This window comes from Dyadobacter sp. HNCC25DJ186, assembly GCF_056895235.1.
This window is the reverse complement of sequence record NZ_JBXHAS010000007.1, coordinates 284,448-306,134: the sequence shown is the minus strand read 5'-3', so window position 1 is coordinate 306,134 and position 21,687 is coordinate 284,448. Positions and strand designations below refer to the sequence as shown.

The following is a 21,687-nucleotide window of genomic DNA, read 5'->3' as shown; positions in this document are numbered from 1 at the left end:
CTTTTGCGGCCGTCGCTGCATGCTCGATTCAACCGCGCTGAGACTACTCTTTGATTGAATCGGGCGCCTCGTTCAGTACTTAAAATCTCCATATTCAGCAAAACCCCGGCTGTTATATCCTCAATTCATAGCCCGCAAATTCCCACCTTAATATGAAAAACCTTTTGGGAAGGCAATGATATATCTATGTAATGGAGCCCACTCCGGTTAGTAATCTGAAAATAAGAAATCTGCCTTTTGGTATTCTTACCGACGAACTCGATAACCGTAAATCTATCTCCAAGGTTAGAGAGCAATCCTATTTTTAAGTTACCTAAAGCAAGATGATTCCGTCTAATAAGCCATTGATATTGAATGTAAAGGCAATGAATTGAATGACTTAAAAAGGCAAAAAAGCACCAAAGTACGACAAGACTTGCACACACTATAAAAATAATGCGATGACCACACGACAAGAACAAGAATATAAGCTAAAGCAAATATTTGGTCTTGACTATTTCTTTGATGATCAATGGGAAACGATTGACCGAATTTTAAAAGGCGAAAGAGTTTTGTTGATTGAGAAAACCGGTTTTGGCAAATCCCTTTGTTTCCAATATCCTGCCACAATATTTGAAGGTACAACCGTCATTTTTTCACCTCTCATTGCATTAATGAGAGACCAGGTGAAAAAGTTAAACAGTTTAGGAATTGCCGCAAAATGCATCAACAGTGAGCAGACGTCCGAAGAAAACTCACAAATCATTGAGGATGCAAAAAATGGTCAGGTCAAGATTTTATATATAGCTCCTGAAAGACAAGAGAATAGTGAATGGATAGAAGCTACACGACAGATGAATTTATCAATGGTTGTTGTTGACGAAGCGCATTGTATTTCTGTTTGGGGCCATGACTTTAGGCCAGCTTTTAGACGAATTATTAATCTTGTTAAATTACTTCCAACGGGACTGCCTGTTTTAGCAACGACTGCAACTGCAACGAAAAAAGTGGAAACAGATATCGCTTCTCAGATTGGTGGAAATATCTCGGTTTTGAGAGGTAATTTACTTCGGGAAAATTTGAATTTGTTTGTTGTAAAAGTCACATCAGAGGATGAAAAACTAATTTGGCTTGGAAAGAATTTGGATAGATTAGGAGGAACCGGAATATTATATACCGGTACAAGGGTCGATACTGAGATTTATTCCAAATGGTTTGAACATCTTCAACTTTCTGCAATTGGGTATCATGCTGGCCTGGATACCGATTCGAGAATTTCTATTGAAAATGGATTAATGAGTAATAAATGGAAATGTGTAATATCCACCAATGCCCTGGGTATGGGGATTGACAAGCCAGATATTCGATTCATTATTCACACGCAAATTCCACAAAGCCCAATTCATTATTATCAGGAAATTGGCAGGGCAGGCAGAGATGGAAAACCTTCTAACATTATTCTATTTTATAATCCCGAGGACAAGAAACTTCCTGAGGCCTTTATTGAGGGCGGAAGACCATCAGTTGCAAAATATGAAAAGGTAATCTATGCAATTCGAAATGACCTATTGGGTGAAAGAGAATTGATGATGAAAACTAATCTGAAAAAGACACAGATAAGGGTGATCAAATCAGACTTAGTAGAACAGGGAATTATTAGAGAAGTTACAGCTGGCAAATATAAAAAATTTGAATACATAACAAATGCACCTGCACTAAATAACCAAGCGTTTGAAGAATTACGAAACGCAAAAAAAGCTGATTTAGTGCAAATGATTCAGTATGTGGAGACGTCTCAGTCAAGAATGAAGTTTTTGTGCGATTTTTTAGGAGATTCAACAACTCATAATTTTACCAATTGCGACAATACCGGTTTAAATAAAATTACGTTTAAACCCAATGAAGAATGGACGCAGAAACTTCAAAATTTTAGAGAAGATTATTTCCCAAACCTGCAAGTCGAAGGAAAAGATTCAAATATTGTGAACGGAATAGCAGCGAGCTACTATGGATTTTCAAATATTGGTGCTGCCATACATCGCAGCAAATACGAAACGAAAGAAGATTTCCCCGATTTTTTGCTTAAATTATGTTTGAAGGCCTATCGTAAAAAATTTGGCCAGGAAACATTTGATTATATCGCTTATGTTCCGTCAACTTTATCAGGCAACCTTGTAAAAAACTTTGCTACAAAACTTTCACACATTTTACAATTTCCAATAACGCATGACCTGGTAAAGACAAGGCAGACAGAAGAGCAAAAGGTGTTTGAGAATGGTTATCTAAAATCCGAAAATGTTAGCGGAGCATTTTCATTTAACAATCCTGGTGTTTTAGAGGGAAAAAGCATTTTGCTTGTGGATGACATATTTGACAGCGGAGCGACAATAAAAGAACTGGGGAGATTATTTACTACTTTTGGAGTCATAAAAATTGCTCCAATTGTTATTGCAAAAACAGTTGGAGGAGACCTGGTATAAAATGAAAAACGAAGCAACGTACTGGATAACATTAGCCCATTTACCCAAGTGGGGCTACGGCAGGATTAATAGCCTGATTGTAAAATTCTTTCATGACGAAAAAATAACAATAGAAGAATTTTTCAACTTGCCAGAATCGGTTTTAGATAGTAAATACCAACTTGACTCAAAAGAAATTTCTGATTTACAAAACGCAAAATCTGAGCTTCCTAACAATGCTTTTTTTGCGGAAAACTTGTTTAGTCAAGGTTATGAATTTATACCGATAACTTCTACTGAATATTCAAAAACATTAAAAAAAAATCTTAAAGCCACTCATTCTCCTCCACTTTTGTATGTAAAAGGTAATAAGCAAATACTTCACGAAAAATCAATTGCCATTGTAGGTTCCAGAGCAGCAGAAGGAAAGTCCCTGGAGTTCACTGATCATATTGCCAAACTTGCAAGTAAAGATTTCAAGGTCGTTGTTAGCGGATTTGCAAAAGGTGTTGACAAACAGGCATTGGATTCTGCCATAGAGCATAAGGGTCAAAGCATTATCGTTCTACCACAAGGAATTACGACATTCAATTCTGGCTTTAAAACTTATTACAAGCAAATTGTAGAGGGTGATGTTTTGGTTTTAAGTGCATTTCACCCAAAATCTGTCTGGACTGCTGGATTAGCAATGGCTCGCAATCCTATCATTTACGGACTTGCCGACGAAATTTTCGTAGCTGAATCAAGCGAAAAAGGTGGGACATGGTCAGGCGTAATTGACGGACTTAAAAAGGGAAGAAAAATTTTTGTAAGGAAGCCAGAGCCCGATGAAAAAAACGCGAACCTTCTTTTAATTCAAAAAGGTGCAATTGCTGTTGACTACAACGGGGTTGAAGATGCAAACACTATTTATGCAGAGCCATCGACGCCAGCATTGCTAGTTCAAGAATCGTTGAATTCTATTGACGACATTAATGACCGGATATCCAGGGTTTTTAATGGAAAACCACTTTCAGTACAAGAAATTCTTGACAAGGCTGGGCTGGATTGGACAACTAAAAAGTTAGCAATGTTTTTACAAAAAATGGATAAAATTCAAACAGTAAAAAAAGGCAGAACAAATCAATATAGTTTAAAAGCTAATCAAGTTGAACAACCGACGCTATTTGGTTAGACAACCAAAACTAGTGATGCTGACACTGGTTTGGCAAACCAGATTTTCAGAATTGTCAAAATCTAAGTCTATTGTACATAGAATATCATCCCATACCCACAGGTGTGGGATTTTTTATTGTCAGTGAGAACCAACTTGAATTTCCAACTTATAATTCTCTAAAATTAGCTCTGTCAGACAGATACCGCTGAAAAAGAATTCGTTAACAAACTTTTTACAAAAATAATTACGCTTAATAATTATTTGCAAACCTTTTAACACACTTAAAAACATACTATACTGAAATACAATAACTTATAATTATTTTCCGGAAACTTTTTAAATTTTAATGTTTAGAAAACTTAACAAATAATTAACTTTGATAAATCAACGAAGCATCAAAAGACTAAAAATATATAACATGGAAATAACGAAACCATCTGAAAATAAGACTACTTACACATCAGATGAAGCCTATCAGCAATCGCTGGAATATTTCAAAGGCGATGATCTTGCAGCCCGTGTCTGGGTTAATAAATATGCATTAAAGGATTCTTACGGAGCCATTTTCGAGGCAACACCAAACGATATGCACCGCCGAATCGCCAGCGAAATTGCGCGAATCGAGGTTCGCTATCCAAATCCAATGACGGAAAATGAGGTTTTTGACCTGATCAAAGATTTCAAATACATCATTCCACAAGGAAGTCCGATGACCGGTATTGGTAATCCCTATCAGATTGCTTCGCTTTCAAACTGTTTCGTGATTGGAAATAATGGCGATTCAGATTCTTATGGCGGGATCATGAAAATTGATCAGGAGCAGGTTCAGTTGATGAAAAGGCGTGGTGGAGTTGGCCATGATTTGTCGCATATCCGTCCGAAAGGCTCACCGGTTAAAAATTCTGCCTTGACCTCAACCGGTATCGTTCCGTTTATGGAGCGTTTTTCAAATTCTACGCGTGAAGTGGCGCAGGATGGAAGAAGAGGCGCTTTGATGCTTTCCGTTGCCATAAAACATCCTGATTCCGGCGATTTTATCAACGCCAAACTGGAACAAGGCAAAGTGACCGGCGCCAATGTTTCGGTTCGTATTGACGACGCTTTCATGCGTGCTGTTGAAGCACAGCAACCGTATACACAACAATATCCAATCGATAGTAAAACTCCGGTTTATACCAAAGAAATCGATCCAACAGCACTTTGGAAAAAAATCGTTCATAACGCGTGGCAATCGGCTGAGCCGGGGATTTTGTTCTGGGATACCATTATCAGGGAATCTTTGCCGGATTGTTACGCTGATTTGGGATACAAAACGGTTTCGACCAATCCATGCGGCGAAATTCCATTATGCCCGTATGATTCCTGTCGTTTGCTGGCCATCAATTTATTCTCTTACGTTGAAAATCCTTTCACCAAAAAGGCAGCTTTCAACTGGGAGCTTTTCAAAAAACACATCAACGCGGCGCAGCGTATGATGGATGATATCATCGATCTGGAACTGGAAAAAATTGATGCGATTCTTGAAAAAATAAACGAAGATCCGGAAGACGAAGAAATCAAACGTACCGAAAGAAACCTTTGGCTCAACATCCAAACCAAAGCAAGAGAAGGCAGAAGAACCGGCATTGGTATAACAGCCGAAGGTGATATGCTTGCTGCGCTTGGCTTGCGTTACGGAAGCGACGAAGGTTCTGAATTTTCGGTTGAAATCCATAAAACGATCGCGCTGGAAGCTTACCGCGCTTCGGTTAATACCGCAAAAGAACGCGGTGCATTCAGCATTTTCGACGCAGACAGAGAGAAAAATAATCCGTTCATGCTTCGTTTGAAGGAAGCGGATGGACAGCTGTATTACGAAATGCTGGAACACGGACGCAGAAATATTGCTCTTTTGACCATTGCTCCAACGGGAACAACCAGTTTGATGTCACAGACAAGTTCCGGTATCGAACCGGTATTTATGCCGGTTTATAAAAGAAGAAGAAAAGTAAATCCGAACGATCAGGATGCACGTGTTGATTTTGTGGATGAGGTTGGTGATTCGTGGGAAGAATATGTTGTTTTCCACCACCGTTTCAAACAATGGATGGAGGTCAACGGACATGATCTGACAAAAAATTACGGACAGAAAGAACTGGATGATCTGGTAAAACAGTCGCCATACTACAAAGCAACTTCCAACGATGTGGATTACCTAAAAAAGGTAAAAATGCAGGGAGCAATTCAGAAATGGGTGGATCATTCGATCAGTGTTACGATCAATATGCCGAATGATGTGACGGAAGAATTGGTTGGAGAATGTTACCTGGAAGCCTGGAAAGCGGGATGTAAAGGTGTTACGGTGTACCGCGACGGATCACGTTCTGGTGTTTTGATCTCAAACGAAGAGAAAAAAGAAGAAGACAAAATCACCAACACGCCGTTCCCAACCATAAGACCACAGATTCTGGACGCTGAGATTGTTCGTTTCCAAAACAAAAAAGATAAATGGATAGCCTTTATTGGTTTGATCGACGACAGACCGTATGAAATTTTCACCGGTTTTGCTGATGATGAGGATGGAATCCTGATCCCGAGATGGGTAAATGAAGGTTTGATCATCAAAAACCGCGAAGCTGACGGAAGTTCACGTTATGATTTCCAGTATAAAAACACACGTGGCTACAAAACGACGATTGAAGGATTATCGCATAAATTCAACCCGGAATACTGGAACTACGCAAAATTGCTTTCCAGCACATTACGCCACGGTATGCCGATTGAAAAAGTAGTTGACCTGATCAGCAGTTTGCAATTGGACGAGTCGATCAATACCTGGAAAAATGGTGTAGCCCGTGCGCTGAAACGTTATGTTCCGGATGGAACGGAAGTTAAAAAGCAAAAATGCCAGAATTGTAATTCTACAAATCTGCTTTACCAGGAAGGCTGTCTGACTTGTAAGGATTGTGGTTCTTCGAAGTGTGGATGAGAAATTAACAAATTATAACGCGCTGTAAATCAAATAAGTCAATCTACAATAGATTGACTTATTTTGTAATATCTTAAAATCCTGATCAGAAAATATCCGAAAGTTTCAATTCCAGTCCCGGAAGTACTTCGTCTCCGGAAAGTTTCTCATTAAATAAAACAACCTCATAATCAATACCACTTCCAGCTCTGTAAATATAGGTTTGTTTTTTTCTTGGATCGATCAACCAGCCAAGTCGTATGCCATTCTCAATCCATTTAACCATTTTATCCTTCAAATCTGCCAATTCATCCGATTCTGACATAAGCTCAACAATAAAATCAGGACATACATGTGCAAATTTTTTGAGGTCAGATGACGGTAATAATGCCAACTGCTCATTTGATATCCACGCCACATCCGGCGCCCGCATAGAAGAATCAGGCAATGTGTAACCACCATTCGAATCCGATACTCGACCTAAACGCGTTTTACGATTCCAAAGGTTAATTTCAGTCAACAAATCACTATTTCGAAAACTTGTTTCAATTCCGGTAGGCGGCATAATGATAATTTGACCTTTTTCATTTCGCTCAATACGCAATTCAGGATTAGCTCTGCAAAAGGAATAGAGCTCGTCATCAGAAAATACATCGATTTGAGGAATATTGATTGCTAATCGCATAAAAATCTTTTTTTATAAAAATAAAGAAAAGATATTACAAATGCCTAGTCGATTAATCATCATTCAGTATCGGGAACAATATTATCTGAAACAGAAGAAGTCAACACCGGGCATAACCAATGTTGACTTCTTAATTCCTTCCACAATTAAAATCTCAATTACTTCGTCTCCTCAACAACCCCCAAATAATTAAACGGAGTAATCTGTCTCAGCTCTTCACGAATACTTTCAGCCACATCTAATGTCTCAATAAAATGTGAAATTGACTCATGCGTGATTTTTGCATTTGTACGTGTCAAAGATTTTAGGGCTTCGTATGGTTTTGGATATCCTTCGCGACGAAGAATGGTTTGAATTGCTTCTGAAACTACCGCCCAGTTTTCTTCCAGTTCTGATTTTAGCATATCCTCATTAAGTTCAAGCTTACCCAATCCTTTGATCAAAGAATTAAGCGCAATCGCCTGATGCGCTAAGGGAACGCCAATGTTGCGAAGTACTGTTGAATCAGTCAAATCTCTTTGTAAACGTGAAATTGGCAACTTCTGAGCAAAATGCTCGAACAAGGCGGAAGCCAATCCAAGGTTTCCTTCCGAGTTTTCAAAATCGATCGGATTCACTTTATGGGGCATTGCAGACGAACCTACTTCACCTGCCTTAATCTTTTGTTTGAAATAACCCATGGAAATATAAGTCCACATATCCCGGTTAAGATCTGTCAGAATTGTATTTAATCTTTTCAGGTTATCAAAGATTGCTGCCAGATTATCATAATGCTCAATTTGTGTGGTATGGCGACTGCGTTTTAAACCCAGTCCATCCACAAAATGGTTGCCGAAAGCCATCCAGTCCTGTTTTGGATACGCCACATGATGCGCGTTGAAATTTCCAGTCGCTCCACCAAATTTCGCTGAATTAGGAATTTTATCCAGCATTTCAAGCTGGCGCTCCAGACGCTCAACAAATACCAGAAATTCTTTCCCAACACGTGTCGGAGAAGCTGGCTGCCCATGTGTGAAAGCAAGCATTGGAATATTTTTCCATTCAATTGACATTCTTTTTAACACAAAAAGAACCTGGCGGAACAACGGTTTAATCGTTCTTTCCAGGGCATCTTTCAATGAAAGCGGAATGGCAGTATTGTTGATATCCTGAGATGTAAGACCGAAATGGATAAATTCCGAGTAAGCCTCTATACCTAGTTTTTCAAATTCTTCTTTGATAAAATACTCAACTGCTTTTACATCATGGTTCGTTTCTTTCTCAATATCCTTAATGTGCAGCGCGTCTTCTTCATTAAAATCCTCGTAGATCTTACGTAAAGAAGAATAAAGTTTCTTATCAAATTCTGATAGCTGAGGAAGCGGGATTTCGCAAAGCGCGATAAAATATTCTACCTCAACATATACTCTGTAATAAATTAAGGCATATTCAGAAAAATAAGAAGAAAGCTCAGATACTTGCTTATAATAGCGACCGTCGACCGGCGAGATTGCCGTAAGTTGATTTAATGACATGATTTACAATGCAGAAAGATAAATTTAAATACAAAGTTAGTAGAAATCACGAGCACCAAATGGTATAATCGCTACGAAATATTCTTTTTGGTATTTGTCTAGGTTATTTTAATACTATTTACATATTTGCCAAACAATCCTTATTCCCTAATTTATCCTCATGCAGCAAACCCCATTTATCGGAGAACTGGTCGGTACTATGATCATTATTTTATTAGGAAACGGCGTCGTTGCCAACGTCGTTTTGAAGCAAACAAAAGGGGAAAATGGAGGATGGATCGTGATCACTGCGGGGTGGGCATTTGCTGTGATGTTCGGAGTATTTATTGCCAACGCTTTTGGAAGTCCCGGAGCTCATTTAAATCCGGCAGTCACTATCGCTTTTGCGGTTTTAAAAAATGATTATAGTAATGTTCTTAGTTTTATAACTGCTCAGTTAATTGGTGCATTTCTTGGTGCAGTACTCGTTTATTTTCAATATCTGCCTCATTGGAAAGCCACCGAAGATCCAGGTAGCAAACTTGCCTGTTTTTCTACAAATCCCGCGATTAAATCATCAGGAGCGAATTTTTTGAGTGAATTTATCGCTACAATTGTTCTGATAATTGGTATTGCTGCCATCGGTTTCTCCGGAACTTCTGATGTGCAGCGCGGACCGATTCCTTCGGGCGTCGCGCCTTATCTTGTCGGTATGCTCGTTTGGAGTATTGGATTATCATTGGGTGGAACAACCGGTTATGCCATTAATCCTGTGCGGGATTTAGGACCGAGAATTGCTCATGCCATTTTACCCATCCACAAAAAAGGATCTTCCGAGTGGGGTTATGCCTGGGTTCCTATTGCCGGACCTATTTTAGGTGCCATTGTCGGAGCATTTATTTTAAGAATGTTTTCTTTTTGAGTTCTATTTTAATTGACAAAAACCTCATCCATAAAAACCCAGGCTTTCTGACCTTTTCCCGGGTGCCATGACGGAAGTTTTGCCAAAGGTTTTGCAATAACCTTCATACAACTTATTTCCTGAGGAGGAAATGTGAAATCGTAAACGAGGTTTTCAGAATTCTTTGTAGCCTTAACCGGCATTTCTGGTGTTATGACTTTCAGCAATTTCATCTGTTTTTCATCAGTGCCGCCCCAGACTTCAAGACGTACTGGCGGAAAAATATAACTGCCGATGTTCCTCAACATACTGATCGTAACGTTTTGTGCTTTCACAGGTGTTTTGAAATATAAATAAGCCTGCAAATCCTGATTGAGATACCCAAGCCATTTCCCGCTTGAAGTCGACTCATCACTTTTTACACCATCGTTCAAGGTTTTATTTCCCTGCGCCGGATATTTTAAATCAGCTTTGGTGATCAGCCTTACACTATCGGGTCGATAGGTGGATTTAAAGAAAAACTTCTCTACAGGCTTACTGCCATACCATCCTTTTTTGAAAGCTGTGGCGATTAATTTCGTATTTTTATTTACAGAAAAAGGTTTGGTATAAATTGTCGATGTTGTGCTATCCGGCTCTTTTCCATCCAGCGAATACCGGATAACAGTTCCGGGAATCTGATGTTTCATACGAATTAAAGTATTTCCGGTAAGAATTGGATCTTCATTTTCAATGATTGGAGGATTCAGGTTTAATACCACGGTGTCACCTGCAAAACCTGTTTCATAACTGATTTTAGAAGACTTTTTCAAAGTAAGCATTTCCTGCTTTGTCAGATCTGTATTCCAGACAAAGACATCTTTCAAAGCCGGAATTTCTGAAAGTGCCTGAAGTTGCGACAGCTTTACTTTCGTACCACTTATTGATAAACTTTTAAGTTTTGTCAACTTTTTTAACTCTGGTAAGGAAGAGCCGGTAATATCTGTAAAATTGAGGATCAGTTTTCTCAATTCTGTAAACTGGGAAATTGTTTTCAGATCTTCATCTTTCACAGGCATTTTGCTGAGATCCATCGCAATAATCTGTTCTTTCAATGGTGATAATGCAGCAATATCTTCACTTTTGAAATTAGCACGATTATAAAAATTTACAGCCAAAGCAGGAGATTCAGCTGCCACGGATTTTATCAGACGATAAGTAGAATTTAATTCTTGGATCTTATCCGGACTTGCGGCACTGAAATCATACTTTTCTTCCGCCTCGGAACCTGCCAGAACATTTTGCGCATAACTATAAATTGGATTTTGCGGACTGACTGATTTCACCATCTCATCAAATCGTGAACCGCCTTTTATCCAGGCTTCAAGTAATGCAATTTCGTCATCCGTCAATGGTGCTTTTCCTCTTGGCGGCATATGTTTTTTGTCGTCCAAAGGCAAATGAACGCGGGTTAATAAAACTCCCAGATCAGCTTTTGTAGTATCCCAGGGCGTTCCTTCTTTTCCGCCTTTTGCAAATAATTCCTTGGTCTGCATTTGCAAATTGCCTTTTGATTTTTGCGCATTATGGCAGGAAATACATTTTTGCTCTAAGATAGGTTCTACCAGATCAGTGTAAACGTTTGCTTCTTCAAAGGTTACTTTGTCATTCTCAACTACGGCCAACTGCATGGGCGCCATCAGGAAATCTTCTCCATGTGTGATATTTCCGCCTAAATGTCCGCCGATTAAAAGCATCAGAAGCAAGGAAATTGATATCAGTTTCGCAGGAATTTTCCAGGGCGGCAGATATTTTTTGTAGCTATACCAAATGATACTGCATAGCGAAATCGCAATTCCAAGCCATTTATGCCAGAAAAGTGCGTCATTTTCGTAGCCGTCTTCCCGGGATAATACAAAACCGGAAAAAGCCGCTATCGCCGCCGTCACGATTCCGATCAGTAAAAGTATATCGGCTAAATCTTCATTCCATCTGCTCGATTCCTTCTTTTCAACAAGAAGTATCCAAAAGGAATAAAGCATCAAAACGACCAATGGAAAATGTAAAACCAAGGGATGCATACGTCCCAAAGATTGCATCCATACCGGTACTACAAATCGGTTTTCGAATAATAATAGAAAAATTAAAAGGCCATTCAGGAAGAAGGCAAAATTGTAAATCCAGGCCTTCCAACGGCCACTAGGTTGCGATACTGACTCCATTTAAGCAATAATTCCTTTTACCAATTTGCCAGCGACATCAGTAAGCCTGTAACGGCGTCCCTGATGTTTGTAAACTAATTTCTCGTGATCCAGGCCTAGTTGATTCAATATCGTTGCATGGAAATCATGCACATGCACGGGATCTTTTATTATGTTATATCCAAATTCATCTGTTTCACCATAAACAATTCCTGGCTTTACGCCTCCTCCCGCCATCCATACCGTAAAAGCTCTCGGATGATGATCACGGCCATAATTATCTTTTGTCAAAGTTCCCTGGCAATAGTTTGTCCGACCAAATTCTCCGCCCCAGATCACCAGCGTTTCATCCAGTAATCCACGTTGTTTCAAATCGGTAATAAGTGCGGCAGAAGATTGATCAACATCCATACACTGGCCTTTTATCTCATTTGGCAAACCACCGTGACTATCCCACCCCTGATGATAAAGTTGAATAAAACGCACGCCTTGCTCGGAAAGTTTTCTTGCTAAAAGACAATTTGCAGCATAAGTGCCGGGCACCAGACATTCCGGCCCGTACATCTTCACAATCGATTCCGGCTCCTTGGTCATATCCGTAATTTCAGGAACAGCAGTTTGCATCCGATATGCCATCTCATACTGCTGAATTTTCGCTGTCACCTCCGGATCTGCGAACTCATCGAATGTATTTTGGTTTAATTGCGAAAGTTTATCCAGCATTTTTCGCCTTTCTTCCCGGTTCATTCCATCGGGATCATTCAGATAAAGTACCGGATTTTCTCCGCTACTAAATTGCACGCCCTGATGAACCGAATCCAGAAATCCATTTGTCCACAATTTGGAATAAACGCCTTGTCCATTCCCCTTACCACGCGACAAAAGCACGCAGAATCCGGGTAGATTCTGGTTTTCGCTTCCCAAACCATAACTCAACCAGGAACCCATACTTGGGCGGTTTCCGACCTGGGCGCCGGTCTGGAAAAAAGTTAGTGCAGGGTCATGGTTGATGGCTTCAGTATTGAGTGATTTTATAATACAAAGATCATCCACAATTTTTGACATGTGCGGCAGCAACTCGCTCATCCAGGCGCCCGATTTCCCGTATTGGGCAAAGTTAAAAACTGAACCCGCAAGCGGAAATTTGGCCTGATTGGCAGTCATACCAGTTAACCTTTGACCGGCCCGAATGGATTCCGGCAAATCCTGTCCGTGCATTTTATTCAGCATCGGTTTGTAATCAAACAAGTCCAGCTGGGAAGGAGCACCATTTTGAAAAAGATATATCACCCGTTTTGCTTTGGGGGCAAAATGTGGTAATCCGGCCATGAGCTCATTCACATCACTCTCGCCGCCACCTTTGAACATGTCAGGTATCAGCAGGGAACCTAAGGCAGCACTTCCCAATCCCAAACTAAGTTTGGATAAGAAATGCCGGCGGTTCGTATTTAAACCAAAATCAAAAATCGGTTTTTCCATGTTCAGTTTCTTTTTTAACCGCAATAGACGCTATGGGTTTCGCAATGGACGCAAGACTGGACTTCAATCGCGTCCATTGCGTAAACCATTGCGTCTATTGCGGTTAAGTTTAAAGTCTTAGGATTTAGTGATCGTCTCTTCCATATTATACAAGGTATTAATCACCCGCATGAGCGCTGCTGCTTCATTCTCTTTCACTTTCAACTCATGCGGATACTCGCCTACATTCAAAATCTTATGCGCCTGATTCTTATTTTTCCCAATCGATGACAACTCGTCGTTATAATACTCAGTCAGCAGTTTTATTTCCTTATCCGATGGTTTTCTGCATACAATCCTTTGGAACGATTCAGTGATTTTTTGCTCAGCAGATAAAGATTTCAGTGTCAATTTTTCCGCCAAAACTCTGGATGCTTCCAAAACTGCCGGATCATTAAGCATTACCAAAGCTTGTAAAGGCGTATTCGTCTTTGAACGTTTTACTTCACAATGATCCCGGTTGCTGGCATCAAAAATGATCATAGACGGTGGCGGAACGGTAAGTTTGATAAACGTATACATTCCCCGTCGGTAAAGCGCGTCATTATGGTCTTGGTTATATTTAGCCAGCTGCCCACGCCCGGAAGTTGCTGCTTCCCAGAGTCCTTTGGGCTGATAAGGTTTCACACTTGGTCCGCCGATTTTTGAGACTAACAACCCACTGCTCGACAAAACAATATCACGAACAGATTCTGCCGGCAACCGGTAACGAGGCCCTCTTGATAAATAAATATTATCAGGATCTAGTTTCTCCTTTTCTTTGGTCAGTTTCGCTGATTGTTTATAAGTGCTGGAAGTCACAATTTGTTTTACCAACCTTTTGATATCCCAGCCATGATTCATAAAATCTACGGCCATCCAGTCGAGGAGGGCAGGATGGGTTGGCAACTCGCCTTGCATACCGAAATCGCCTGTACTTTTCACAATTCCCCGCCCAAAGAATTCCTGCCAGATTTGGTTTACAAAAACTCTGGCCGTTAACGGATTTTGTTTGCTTGTCGTCCAACTCGCCAATCCTAACCTGTTTTGAGGGATTTTTGTTGTGTCGAATTTCATCACCGAAGGAAGGCCGGAAGCTGTCACCACTTTCCCAGGTGCATCATAAACGCCGCGGTTCAAAATATGCGTTGCCCGCAAGGTATCCCGTTCGCCCATCACTGAAACCATTAATTTGCTGGTATCAGGCCGGTTTATAAATGTCAGTATGCTTTTGGCTTCCGCATCCGAAATGGTCATAATCGGATTTTTGGCAGGTTTCGTTTGAGAAATATCACCTTCATAACCCACTTCTTTTGTGTTATTAAAGAATGCAAAAAGCCTGTAATAATCTTCCTGAGAAATCGGATCATATTTGTGATCATGGCACTGGGCACATTCTACCGAAAGACCCAGAATTCCCATCCCGTATGTTTTTGTTTTGTCAATATTATATTCAATCCGGTACTCCTCCGGAATCACACCACCTTCTTCCGTGTATTTATGATTTCTAAAAAAAGCTGTGGCAAGAATCTGTTCTTTGCTCGCATTCGGGAGCATATCACCGGCAATTTGCCAGGTCAGGAATTTATCGTAGGAAAGATTCTTATTGAAGGCGCTGATCACCCAATCCCGCCATGGCCATTGTGTCCGGATTTCGTCATCCTGATAACCATAGGAATCGGCATACCGGGCAACGTCCAGCCAGTGAAGCGCCATTTTCTCCCCGTATGTTTTTTGACTCAGCAGTTCATCAACCACTTTTTCATAAGCATTGGCGCTGTTGTCGGCGGCAAATTTATTTTGTAGCTCAATTGAAGGAGGCAGTCCAGTCAGATCGAGTGCTACCCGTTTTAACAAATGACTTTTTTCCGCTTCCTCGTTAGGCGTTATACCCAGAGTTTCCATTTTGGCAAGAGCGAAGTAATCGATCTCGTTTTTTGGCCAGTCTTTTTTATCTACTTCAGGCACTTTCGGCAAAACAGGTGCAGCAAACGCCCAGTGTTTCTCATATTTGGCACCCTGCTCAATCCACTTTTTCACCAACCCGATTTCCGATTCATTCAATAGTCCCAAATGCGATTCCGGTGTCGGCATCTGTATTTCGGGATCAAGGGAAGTTATTCTTTTATATAATTCAGATTGTTCAGGTTTACCCGGAAAAATGGCAACAGCTCCTTTTCCATCTTTCAACTTTGCGTATGCGCTTTCAGCCATATCCAGCCGTAACCCAGCCTCCCTTTTATTGGCATCAGGACCGTGACAGGCAAAACATTTGTCTGATAAAATGGGACGAATGTGAAAGTTATAACTTACAACTTCTTCGGAAGATTTTTTGGTGGCACGACCGTTTTTCTGGAAACAGGAAACAACACCAACAATTGTCGTAAGAACAATTCCAGCCAATAAGAAGAGTCGCTTATTCATTTGTTATTACCTTAATTTTTTAAAGATTCTGTATTGTGTTAACAGATAAAATATTTCTGGTTATAATTATACTCTAAATATTTTAAATTATTTTAATAAAACGAATAAAACATCATATATGTTTTTGTTTGTGTAAGTTAATCATACTTAATATACGTTGTTGAGTCAAAAATGACTATGAATATTTACATAATTTAATACTTCAACATTTATATATATGTCATTCCCAAACCAAAATAAAAATACATTGGATGCTGTTTTAGAAGGACTTATGCGCCGTTATCAAGACCGGGTTCCGGATGTTAAAACAATTCTGAACGCTATGGTTTCCGAGGGAATTATTGAAAGCGAATCTGCCATTGAAAATGATCATATTGCTTTCAGGACCATGGGTGTACCAAAGCTTGGAATCAGCTCTTTTGAAAAAATTTTTCAGCATTACGGATATGAGAAACGGGATCATTATTTTTTTGAAGGAAAAAAACTGGATGCCTGGTGGTATAGTCCGCCGAGAGAGACCGATCCCAGGATTTTTGTAAGTGAACTTCGGGTAGGCGATCTTTCAGAAGAAAGTCAGCGCATTATCAAAAGTTATACAGATGAGGTCATCAGTGATCCGGCTGATGATCTTGATTTGAATGATGGAAAAGCTGTTGATGTTTTTCTGCACACACCACTTTGGCGAACGCCTACATTAAGTGACTATCTGACTTTATTGAAAGAGAGCGAGTATGCCGCCTGGGTGATTTACAACCGGTATTATCTCAATCATTTCACGATCAGCGTGCACAATTTGCCGGAAGGCTATAATACGGTTGCCGATTTTAATATTTTTCTGGAAAAACATGGAATCATATTGAACACAGCCGGGGGAAAAATAAAAACCAGTCCGGATGGTGGATTAATACAAAGCGCAACCGTTGCACAGATGATTGAAGCAGAATTTTCAGGTGGCGAAACGTATGAAATTTCTGGTTCCTATGTAGAATTTGCGGAAAGAAGAATTTTACCGGAATTTGCAAACCTGTCAGCGGATCAAGTTTCAAGAAAAAATCGTCGGGATGGGTTTGAAGCTGCAAATGCAGATAAGATTTTCGAGAGTACTTATACGACGCAAACTGGGAAATACTAACTATTTTAATCGAAGTAGTGGTAGGGACCTCTAACTTATTGCTAATCAAAAGCGAATGCGTAAATTAGTGTTGAAATAATAGTTAAAAAAAACAGCTGACAGTCATGGTTGTAATTATCAAGAAAGATTCACCGCCCTCGGCAATTAAAGATGCAATCAAAGCCATCGAGGAAGACAGAGCTACCCGAAAAGGTTTTGATGCAAAAAAGTATGCAGGAAAACTTAAACGAGGTTTAGACGGGTTGGCTTACCAAAAAAAGGTAAGAGATGAATGGTAAAAAAATTCTTGCAGACACAAACGTATTTATAAATTTAGCGGAGGGTAAAGCGGGAATAGAACCATATTTACAAGGAAATGAAATTTTTGTTTCAACAATCACAGAAATTGAGTTATTAGGGTACTATAATATTACCCAAGCTGAAAAAGAATATTTCAAACTTCTTCTAAATGACTGCTCGGTATTGGAACTAAGTAGTGGTATTAAGGAACTGGCTATTCTTCTGAAACAGTCGCACCGAATTAAACTACCTGATGCCATCATCGCCGCGACGGCTCAATTTCTCAAAATTGAGTTTGTAACTTTTGACAAAGGATTTGTCAATGTTCCTAATCTGGATTTGGTGTTACTGGATTTTTGATCGATAAAGGTTGGCCAGAACGACTTCTAGGTTCCTTTTGGTTATCAGGAAAAAAGTTATGGAAAATATAAAGGAGTTTGATAAAATCATTTTAAACATTGATTTGCCACAATCCGGTTTGGAAAGAGGTGATATCGGTAATGTTGTAATGATTTATAATAACGGAGAAGGCTATGAAGTTGAATTTGTAACTTTTGATGGTAAAACTGTCGCAGTTGAAACTTTATTAGCGTCTCAAATTAGAAAAGTTTCACATCAAGAGATTCCCACGTCCGCGAAATGATATCCGATTAAGTTATGGTTATATAAGTAATTATTCAAAATCACTCATTCACCAAAAAATAAACCACCCGGCAAGCATTCCCGATACTCTTTTCATTTTTCTCCTGAACAATATTTACCTTCACAGTATGCTTTCCCGACGAAAGCTCATCAGCTAACATCAAATACCAGGGCAAATGCAGTTGCGTACTCCACTGCGTGAATAAATCCAATGTCTCCGTTTTTTTTCCATCAATTGAATATGAAATTTTACCGGCATCCGGGCCAGAGATTATTGCAAGCCCTACTGCGCGGCCTTTAAAATCAAATTCAAAAGAAGCATTTCCAGTTTCTCCAACTAACATCGGAACATCTACAAAACCTGGTCTTGTTGAAACCTTATCAGCAGGTTTCCAATCCGGATCAATCTTAAAACCATCTAATTTTTTGGCTTCCGCCACGGGATGATAACTTGCCTTTTCATAAGAAAATTTGTCAATGGGGGCAGGCAATTTAGTAATGCCGACAGTTTTGCTATCAGGATTCAATTTCAATAATTCCTTAATCGTTTGAAAATAAACTTCTTGTCCATAAGGAGAAGGGTGCAGATCTTTGAAATCATATTTCCATGAAAACTCACCCGCCTTTATCCTGTCATAGACTTCCCGCGCCAGATTGATATAAGATGCACCATAATATCTAGCAATTTTTTGATGAACAGCAACTTCCACGGGTTCTTTCCCGGTATCATAATCCGCATTTTTAGCTGGTTCAGCAAAGGCCATCAGCACCACATTTGCCTTTGGATTTTTTGAATACATCTGGCGAATAATTCCTTCCAAGCCTTTTATCTGCGCTTTTTCACTAAAACCATTTCCCCTGTCGTTCACAGCCGCTTCCAGAAAAAGCAGATCGGGTATACCTTTTTCCAAAACGTCACGCTGAAAACGGTAAGCATGCGGTGTACTTCCCAGTGACGGAATTCCGGCCGCAATGAATGTAAACTCAGTTTCAGGAAAATGTTCCTGTAAATACTTTGCCGTTTTATTTCGCCATCCCGGATTATGTGTAATCGACCCTCCCAGAAATGCCACTGTTCCCTTTTTTGAAATTTTAAACTTCTCGTAGGCATTTGCCAATCCTCGGTTTACTTCGATATAAGGAGTATGTGACAGTGGTTTTAAAACCGGGACACTGTTGTCATAAATGAAATTGGCCAGCTTTTCCGGATGTTCAATTGTAAAATGGTGACCTTCCAGCGCTTGTTCTCCACGTGTCATAGGAATAACAGTGGCGGGCCCTCCAAGTTTTGTATAGTTTGCAATTAAAATATCCGAGTTTTCGGCCGGCGGAACGATCTTGTCATTTAATCCGATCACATGTAAAACCGGTACTTTGAAAGAGGCCAGACCAGCCAGATCGTTGAGCGGAATATCATCAAAGTTTTTTGCACTTTCTTCGGTAAGCTTATTAAGTTCAAGCCAGCTTGTCCAGTCTTTTGGCGAACCTTGTCCTTTGCCTTTTCCACCTGGCCAGCTTTTCGGGTCACAAACTGGTGCTTCTGCATAAATACAGCTAACTTTATCAGGATTTCTCTTTGCCCAGCCATAGACATACAAACCTCCGCGACTGACACCTTCCAATGCCACTTTTGGTGCAAATTGTTTTTCATTCACCATATAATCATAAAAAGCATCCCAAACCTGCATCGCTTTCGGATGGGCGAAAAGATCATTGGTGTTAACATAGGCCACATGAAATCCCCTTGTCAGCAAAATACTATCCATTTCTGTATGCCAGGTTGGGAAGTGCGCGCGCCAGACCCATGGATTTCCGGGTAACGCCTGCTTAGGTTTTACATACCAGGCTTTTGTATTTTGAAATGAGAATTCAACCTTGTCAAAACCTTTCCAAACGGACTTCTGCTCATCAGCTTGCGCCAACAAATTACCGGAAAAGCTTAAAAGGATAAGGATGAAAAGAGTGCCGGAAAAATATTTTATCTGTTTCATAATGGTACAAAGACGGGAACGGTATATGTCTAACCTAATAAGCGCAAACCTTATTTAATTTTGCAAGCAACATTTATTATATTGTTCAATCATCTACCTAACTTCATTATTGTCAATGTCCCGGACTTCTTCTATTCTGTTGATCTTCCTAATTATTTTTCTCTTTTCAAATACCGCTTTTTCCCAGTCTGTCCCGGTAATTCTTCCCGAAAGAGAACGCGCCATTGCCATTGATGATATTCTGGAAGACAGGATTGAAAATTTACTTCCAACTTTGATGCGGCGGGAGGGAATTGATATGTGGGTCATTATTTCGAGAGAATACAACGAGGATCCGGTGATGAAAACGATGCTACCGAGCACGTGGCTTTCGGCTCGCAGACGGACGGTTATGGTATTTTTCGATCCTGGACCGGGGAAACCGCTTGATAAACTGGCGATTGCAAGATATGACGTTGGAACATTATTGAAAGGAGAATGGGATATAAGTTCAAATCCGGATCAGTGGGATGCGCTGGCAAAAGTGATCAAAGAAAAAAATCCAAAGAAAATTGGTTTAAATTTTTCCAAAAATTATGGGCATGCAGACGGTCTGACTTATAACGAACACGAAGAATTCCTTCAAAAACTTCCAAATGAATTTCAATCAAAAATTGTCTCAGCAGAAAAACTGGCCGTCGGCTGGCTGGAAACAAGAACAGAGAAAGAAATGGTTATCTACCCGATGATCTGCCGGATTTCTCATCAAATTATTGAAGAGGCTTTTTCAGAAAAAGTGATACAGCCTGGAATAACGACGATTGATGATGTTGTCTGGTTTTTAAGACAACGCGTTACGGACCTCGGATTGGAAACCTGGTTTCATCCGACCATTGATATTCAGCGCGCAGGTGACCAGAAATTTGACCATTTAAGAACATTTTCAAAACGCCCGGGAAATCAGGTGATTTTACCAGGAGATTTACTGCACTGTGATTTTGGAATAACCTATCTGCGACTTAATACGGATCAGCAGCAACATGCTTATATCCTTAAACCAAACGAAACAGTAGTTCCAGAATATTTAAGGAAAGCATTTGCTACCGGAAATCGTCTTCAGGATATTCTGGTTTCCCAATTTAAATCCGGAAAAACGGGCAACCAAATTCTTCTGGATGCCTTAGCCCAGGCAGAAAAGGAGGGAATAAACGGATCTATCTATACCCATCCGATTGGATCACACGGCCATGCTGCCGGACCGACGATTGGATTGTGGGATCAGCAAAAAGGGGTGAAAGGTCCGGGAGATTATCCACTTTATGAGAATACTGCTTACTCGATCGAATTAAATGCAGCCGTTAAAATTGACGAATGGAATAAGTCCATACGTGTGATGCTGGAAGAGGATGGTTATTTTGATAAAACCGGTTTTAGATTTATCAACGGAAGGCAAAAAGAAATTTTTGTTATTCCAAGATTATCGAACAATCTGGGGAAATAGCCCATTTCCCGGTTTAGGTTTGGTACGATATTTTAACAATATCACTATCAAACAATAACTTGCGAATTATGGATAAGATTGAGAAGTATAAAGCAATGGAAAAAATTCTTCGCGAAATCGAAGATTTGAAAAATAGTGAAACGGCCGTTATCAAAAAAATTGGTCAGGTAGAAACCGAAAATATGAATGTTAACGCTGAGGGTCTGGATGCCTCACTGACTGAAATTTATGACGGTGCCTACAAAAATCTTGAAAATATTGAAGCGTTACACGTTTCATTTACTGAGAAAGTTTCAGACTTTAAAGAAACTAACAAAATTACAGATGATATGCTTCTTGAAATCAGAGAGCAATCATAAGGTAGTTAAAAAAATAGCCTTCATGGCATAATGAAGAGAGGTCAGCATTTGTAGATGCTGACCTCTCTTTTTTGTCCTAACAA

At 39.9% G+C, this 21,687-nt stretch carries 16 protein-coding genes; 10 read left to right on the top strand and 6 right to left on the bottom strand.

The window, feature by feature from the left end; all coding sequences use genetic code 11:
- Positions 1-440 precede the first annotated feature (440 nt).
- From AC1XUO_RS21185 to AC1XUO_RS21175, 3 genes are all read left to right on the top strand, one after another.
- Positions 441-2,459, top strand: coding sequence for a RecQ family ATP-dependent DNA helicase (locus tag AC1XUO_RS21185; RefSeq protein WP_483331771.1), 2,019 nt, complete (start codon positions 441-443; stop codon positions 2,457-2,459).
- A 1-nt stretch (position 2,460) separates the two neighbouring features.
- The gene (locus AC1XUO_RS21180) at positions 2,461-3,612 is read left to right on the top strand and encodes a DNA-processing protein DprA (RefSeq protein WP_483331770.1); all 1,152 of its coding nucleotides are present in this window, start codon (positions 2,461-2,463) and stop codon (positions 3,610-3,612) included.
- A 400-nt stretch (positions 3,613-4,012) separates the two neighbouring features.
- Entirely contained in the window at positions 4,013-6,562 is a 2,550-nt protein-coding gene (locus AC1XUO_RS21175) for an adenosylcobalamin-dependent ribonucleoside-diphosphate reductase (protein WP_483331769.1), read from the top strand.
- 85 nt (positions 6,563-6,647) lie between these two features.
- Here the strand turns inward: AC1XUO_RS21175 and AC1XUO_RS21170 are convergent, their stop codons facing one another.
- A complete protein-coding gene (locus AC1XUO_RS21170) occupies positions 6,648-7,226 on the bottom strand; it encodes a Uma2 family endonuclease (RefSeq protein WP_483331768.1) in 579 nt (192 codons plus the stop codon).
- A 158-nt stretch (positions 7,227-7,384) separates the two neighbouring features.
- On the bottom strand, positions 7,385-8,740 hold the full coding sequence (gene purB, locus AC1XUO_RS21165) for an adenylosuccinate lyase (RefSeq protein WP_483331767.1): 1,356 nt from the start codon (positions 8,738-8,740) through the stop codon (positions 7,385-7,387).
- Positions 8,741-8,900: 160 nt separating this feature from the next.
- Here purB and AC1XUO_RS21160 point away from each other — a divergent pair, with 160 nt between their 5' ends.
- Positions 8,901-9,641: an MIP/aquaporin family protein gene (locus AC1XUO_RS21160; protein WP_483331766.1), complete on the top strand. Its 741-nt coding sequence runs from the start codon at positions 8,901-8,903 to the stop codon at positions 9,639-9,641.
- A gap of 8 nt (positions 9,642-9,649) precedes the next feature.
- On the opposite strand, the gene AC1XUO_RS21155 is transcribed toward AC1XUO_RS21160, so the two are convergent.
- The 3 genes from AC1XUO_RS21155 to AC1XUO_RS21145 all read right to left on the bottom strand — a co-directional run bounded on the left by AC1XUO_RS21155 (position 9,650) and on the right by AC1XUO_RS21145 (position 15,721).
- A complete protein-coding gene (locus AC1XUO_RS21155) occupies positions 9,650-11,821 on the bottom strand; it encodes an FN3 associated domain-containing protein (RefSeq protein WP_483331765.1) in 2,172 nt (723 codons plus the stop codon).
- Positions 11,822-13,279 (bottom strand): DUF1501 domain-containing protein, encoded by a 1,458-nt coding sequence (locus tag AC1XUO_RS21150; protein ID WP_483331764.1) that lies wholly within the window; start codon positions 13,277-13,279, stop codon positions 11,822-11,824.
- A 117-nt stretch (positions 13,280-13,396) separates the two neighbouring features.
- A complete protein-coding gene (locus tag AC1XUO_RS21145) occupies positions 13,397-15,721 on the bottom strand; it encodes a PSD1 and planctomycete cytochrome C domain-containing protein (RefSeq protein ID WP_483331763.1) in 2,325 nt (774 codons plus the stop codon).
- Positions 15,722-15,938: 217 nt separating this feature from the next.
- Between AC1XUO_RS21145 and AC1XUO_RS21140 the strand changes: the two genes are divergently transcribed.
- The 4 genes from AC1XUO_RS21140 to AC1XUO_RS21125 all read left to right on the top strand — a co-directional run bounded on the left by AC1XUO_RS21140 (position 15,939) and on the right by AC1XUO_RS21125 (position 17,775).
- Entirely contained in the window at positions 15,939-16,853 is a 915-nt protein-coding gene (locus AC1XUO_RS21140) for a 2-oxoadipate dioxygenase/decarboxylase family protein (RefSeq protein ID WP_483331762.1), read from the top strand.
- Between the two features lie 104 nt (positions 16,854-16,957).
- Entirely contained in the window at positions 16,958-17,131 is a 174-nt protein-coding gene (locus tag AC1XUO_RS21135; protein WP_483331761.1) for a hypothetical protein, read from the top strand.
- Positions 17,121-17,492 carry a type II toxin-antitoxin system VapC family toxin gene (locus AC1XUO_RS21130; RefSeq protein WP_483331760.1) on the top strand — a complete coding sequence of 124 codons (372 nt, stop codon included), beginning with the start codon at positions 17,121-17,123 and terminating at the stop codon, positions 17,490-17,492. Before AC1XUO_RS21135 ends, AC1XUO_RS21130 begins: the two co-directional genes overlap by 11 nt.
- Positions 17,493-17,550: 58 nt before the next feature.
- Positions 17,551-17,775 (top strand): DUF4926 domain-containing protein, encoded by a 225-nt coding sequence (locus AC1XUO_RS21125; protein ID WP_483331759.1) that lies wholly within the window; start codon positions 17,551-17,553, stop codon positions 17,773-17,775.
- A gap of 40 nt (positions 17,776-17,815) precedes the next feature.
- On the opposite strand, the gene AC1XUO_RS21120 is transcribed toward AC1XUO_RS21125, so the two are convergent.
- Positions 17,816-19,765: an SGNH/GDSL hydrolase family protein gene (locus AC1XUO_RS21120; protein ID WP_483331758.1), complete on the bottom strand. Its 1,950-nt coding sequence runs from the start codon at positions 19,763-19,765 to the stop codon at positions 17,816-17,818.
- A gap of 115 nt (positions 19,766-19,880) precedes the next feature.
- Here AC1XUO_RS21120 and AC1XUO_RS21115 point away from each other — a divergent pair, with 115 nt between their 5' ends.
- Both AC1XUO_RS21115 and AC1XUO_RS21110 read left to right on the top strand, forming a co-directional pair.
- Complete coding sequence (locus AC1XUO_RS21115; protein ID WP_483331757.1) at positions 19,881-21,245, top strand: M24 family metallopeptidase; 1,365 nt, start codon at positions 19,881-19,883, stop codon at positions 21,243-21,245.
- Positions 21,246-21,313: 68 nt separating this feature from the next.
- Positions 21,314-21,604 carry a hypothetical protein gene (locus AC1XUO_RS21110; protein ID WP_483331756.1) on the top strand — a complete coding sequence of 97 codons (291 nt, stop codon included), beginning with the start codon at positions 21,314-21,316 and terminating at the stop codon, positions 21,602-21,604.
- Positions 21,605-21,687 lie beyond the last annotated feature (83 nt).

Coding starts and splice junctions, on each gene's coding strand:
- AC1XUO_RS21170 (WP_483331768.1), bottom strand. CDS start 7,226: ATGCGATTAGCAATCAATATTCCTCAAATCGATGTATTTTCTGATGAC.
- AC1XUO_RS21145 (WP_483331763.1), bottom strand. CDS start 15,721: ATGAATAAGCGACTCTTCTTATTGGCTGGAATTGTTCTTACGACAATT.
- AC1XUO_RS21160 (WP_483331766.1), top strand. CDS start 8,901: ATGCAGCAAACCCCATTTATCGGAGAACTGGTCGGTACTATGATCATT.
- AC1XUO_RS21130 (WP_483331760.1), top strand. CDS start 17,121: ATGAATGGTAAAAAAATTCTTGCAGACACAAACGTATTTATAAATTTA.
- AC1XUO_RS21125 (WP_483331759.1), top strand. CDS start 17,551: ATGGAAAATATAAAGGAGTTTGATAAAATCATTTTAAACATTGATTTG.
- AC1XUO_RS21135 (WP_483331761.1), top strand. CDS start 16,958: ATGGTTGTAATTATCAAGAAAGATTCACCGCCCTCGGCAATTAAAGAT.
- AC1XUO_RS21150 (WP_483331764.1), bottom strand. CDS start 13,279: ATGGAAAAACCGATTTTTGATTTTGGTTTAAATACGAACCGCCGGCAT.
- AC1XUO_RS21115 (WP_483331757.1), top strand. CDS start 19,881: ATGTCCCGGACTTCTTCTATTCTGTTGATCTTCCTAATTATTTTTCTC.
- purB (WP_483331767.1), bottom strand. CDS start 8,740: ATGTCATTAAATCAACTTACGGCAATCTCGCCGGTCGACGGTCGCTAT.
- AC1XUO_RS21110 (WP_483331756.1), top strand. CDS start 21,314: ATGGATAAGATTGAGAAGTATAAAGCAATGGAAAAAATTCTTCGCGAA.
- AC1XUO_RS21120 (WP_483331758.1), bottom strand. CDS start 19,765: ATGAAACAGATAAAATATTTTTCCGGCACTCTTTTCATCCTTATCCTT.
- AC1XUO_RS21155 (WP_483331765.1), bottom strand. CDS start 11,821: ATGGAGTCAGTATCGCAACCTAGTGGCCGTTGGAAGGCCTGGATTTAC.
- AC1XUO_RS21140 (WP_483331762.1), top strand. CDS start 15,939: ATGTCATTCCCAAACCAAAATAAAAATACATTGGATGCTGTTTTAGAA.
- AC1XUO_RS21175 (WP_483331769.1), top strand. CDS start 4,013: ATGGAAATAACGAAACCATCTGAAAATAAGACTACTTACACATCAGAT.
- AC1XUO_RS21180 (WP_483331770.1), top strand. CDS start 2,461: ATGAAAAACGAAGCAACGTACTGGATAACATTAGCCCATTTACCCAAG.
- AC1XUO_RS21185 (WP_483331771.1), top strand. CDS start 441: ATGACCACACGACAAGAACAAGAATATAAGCTAAAGCAAATATTTGGT.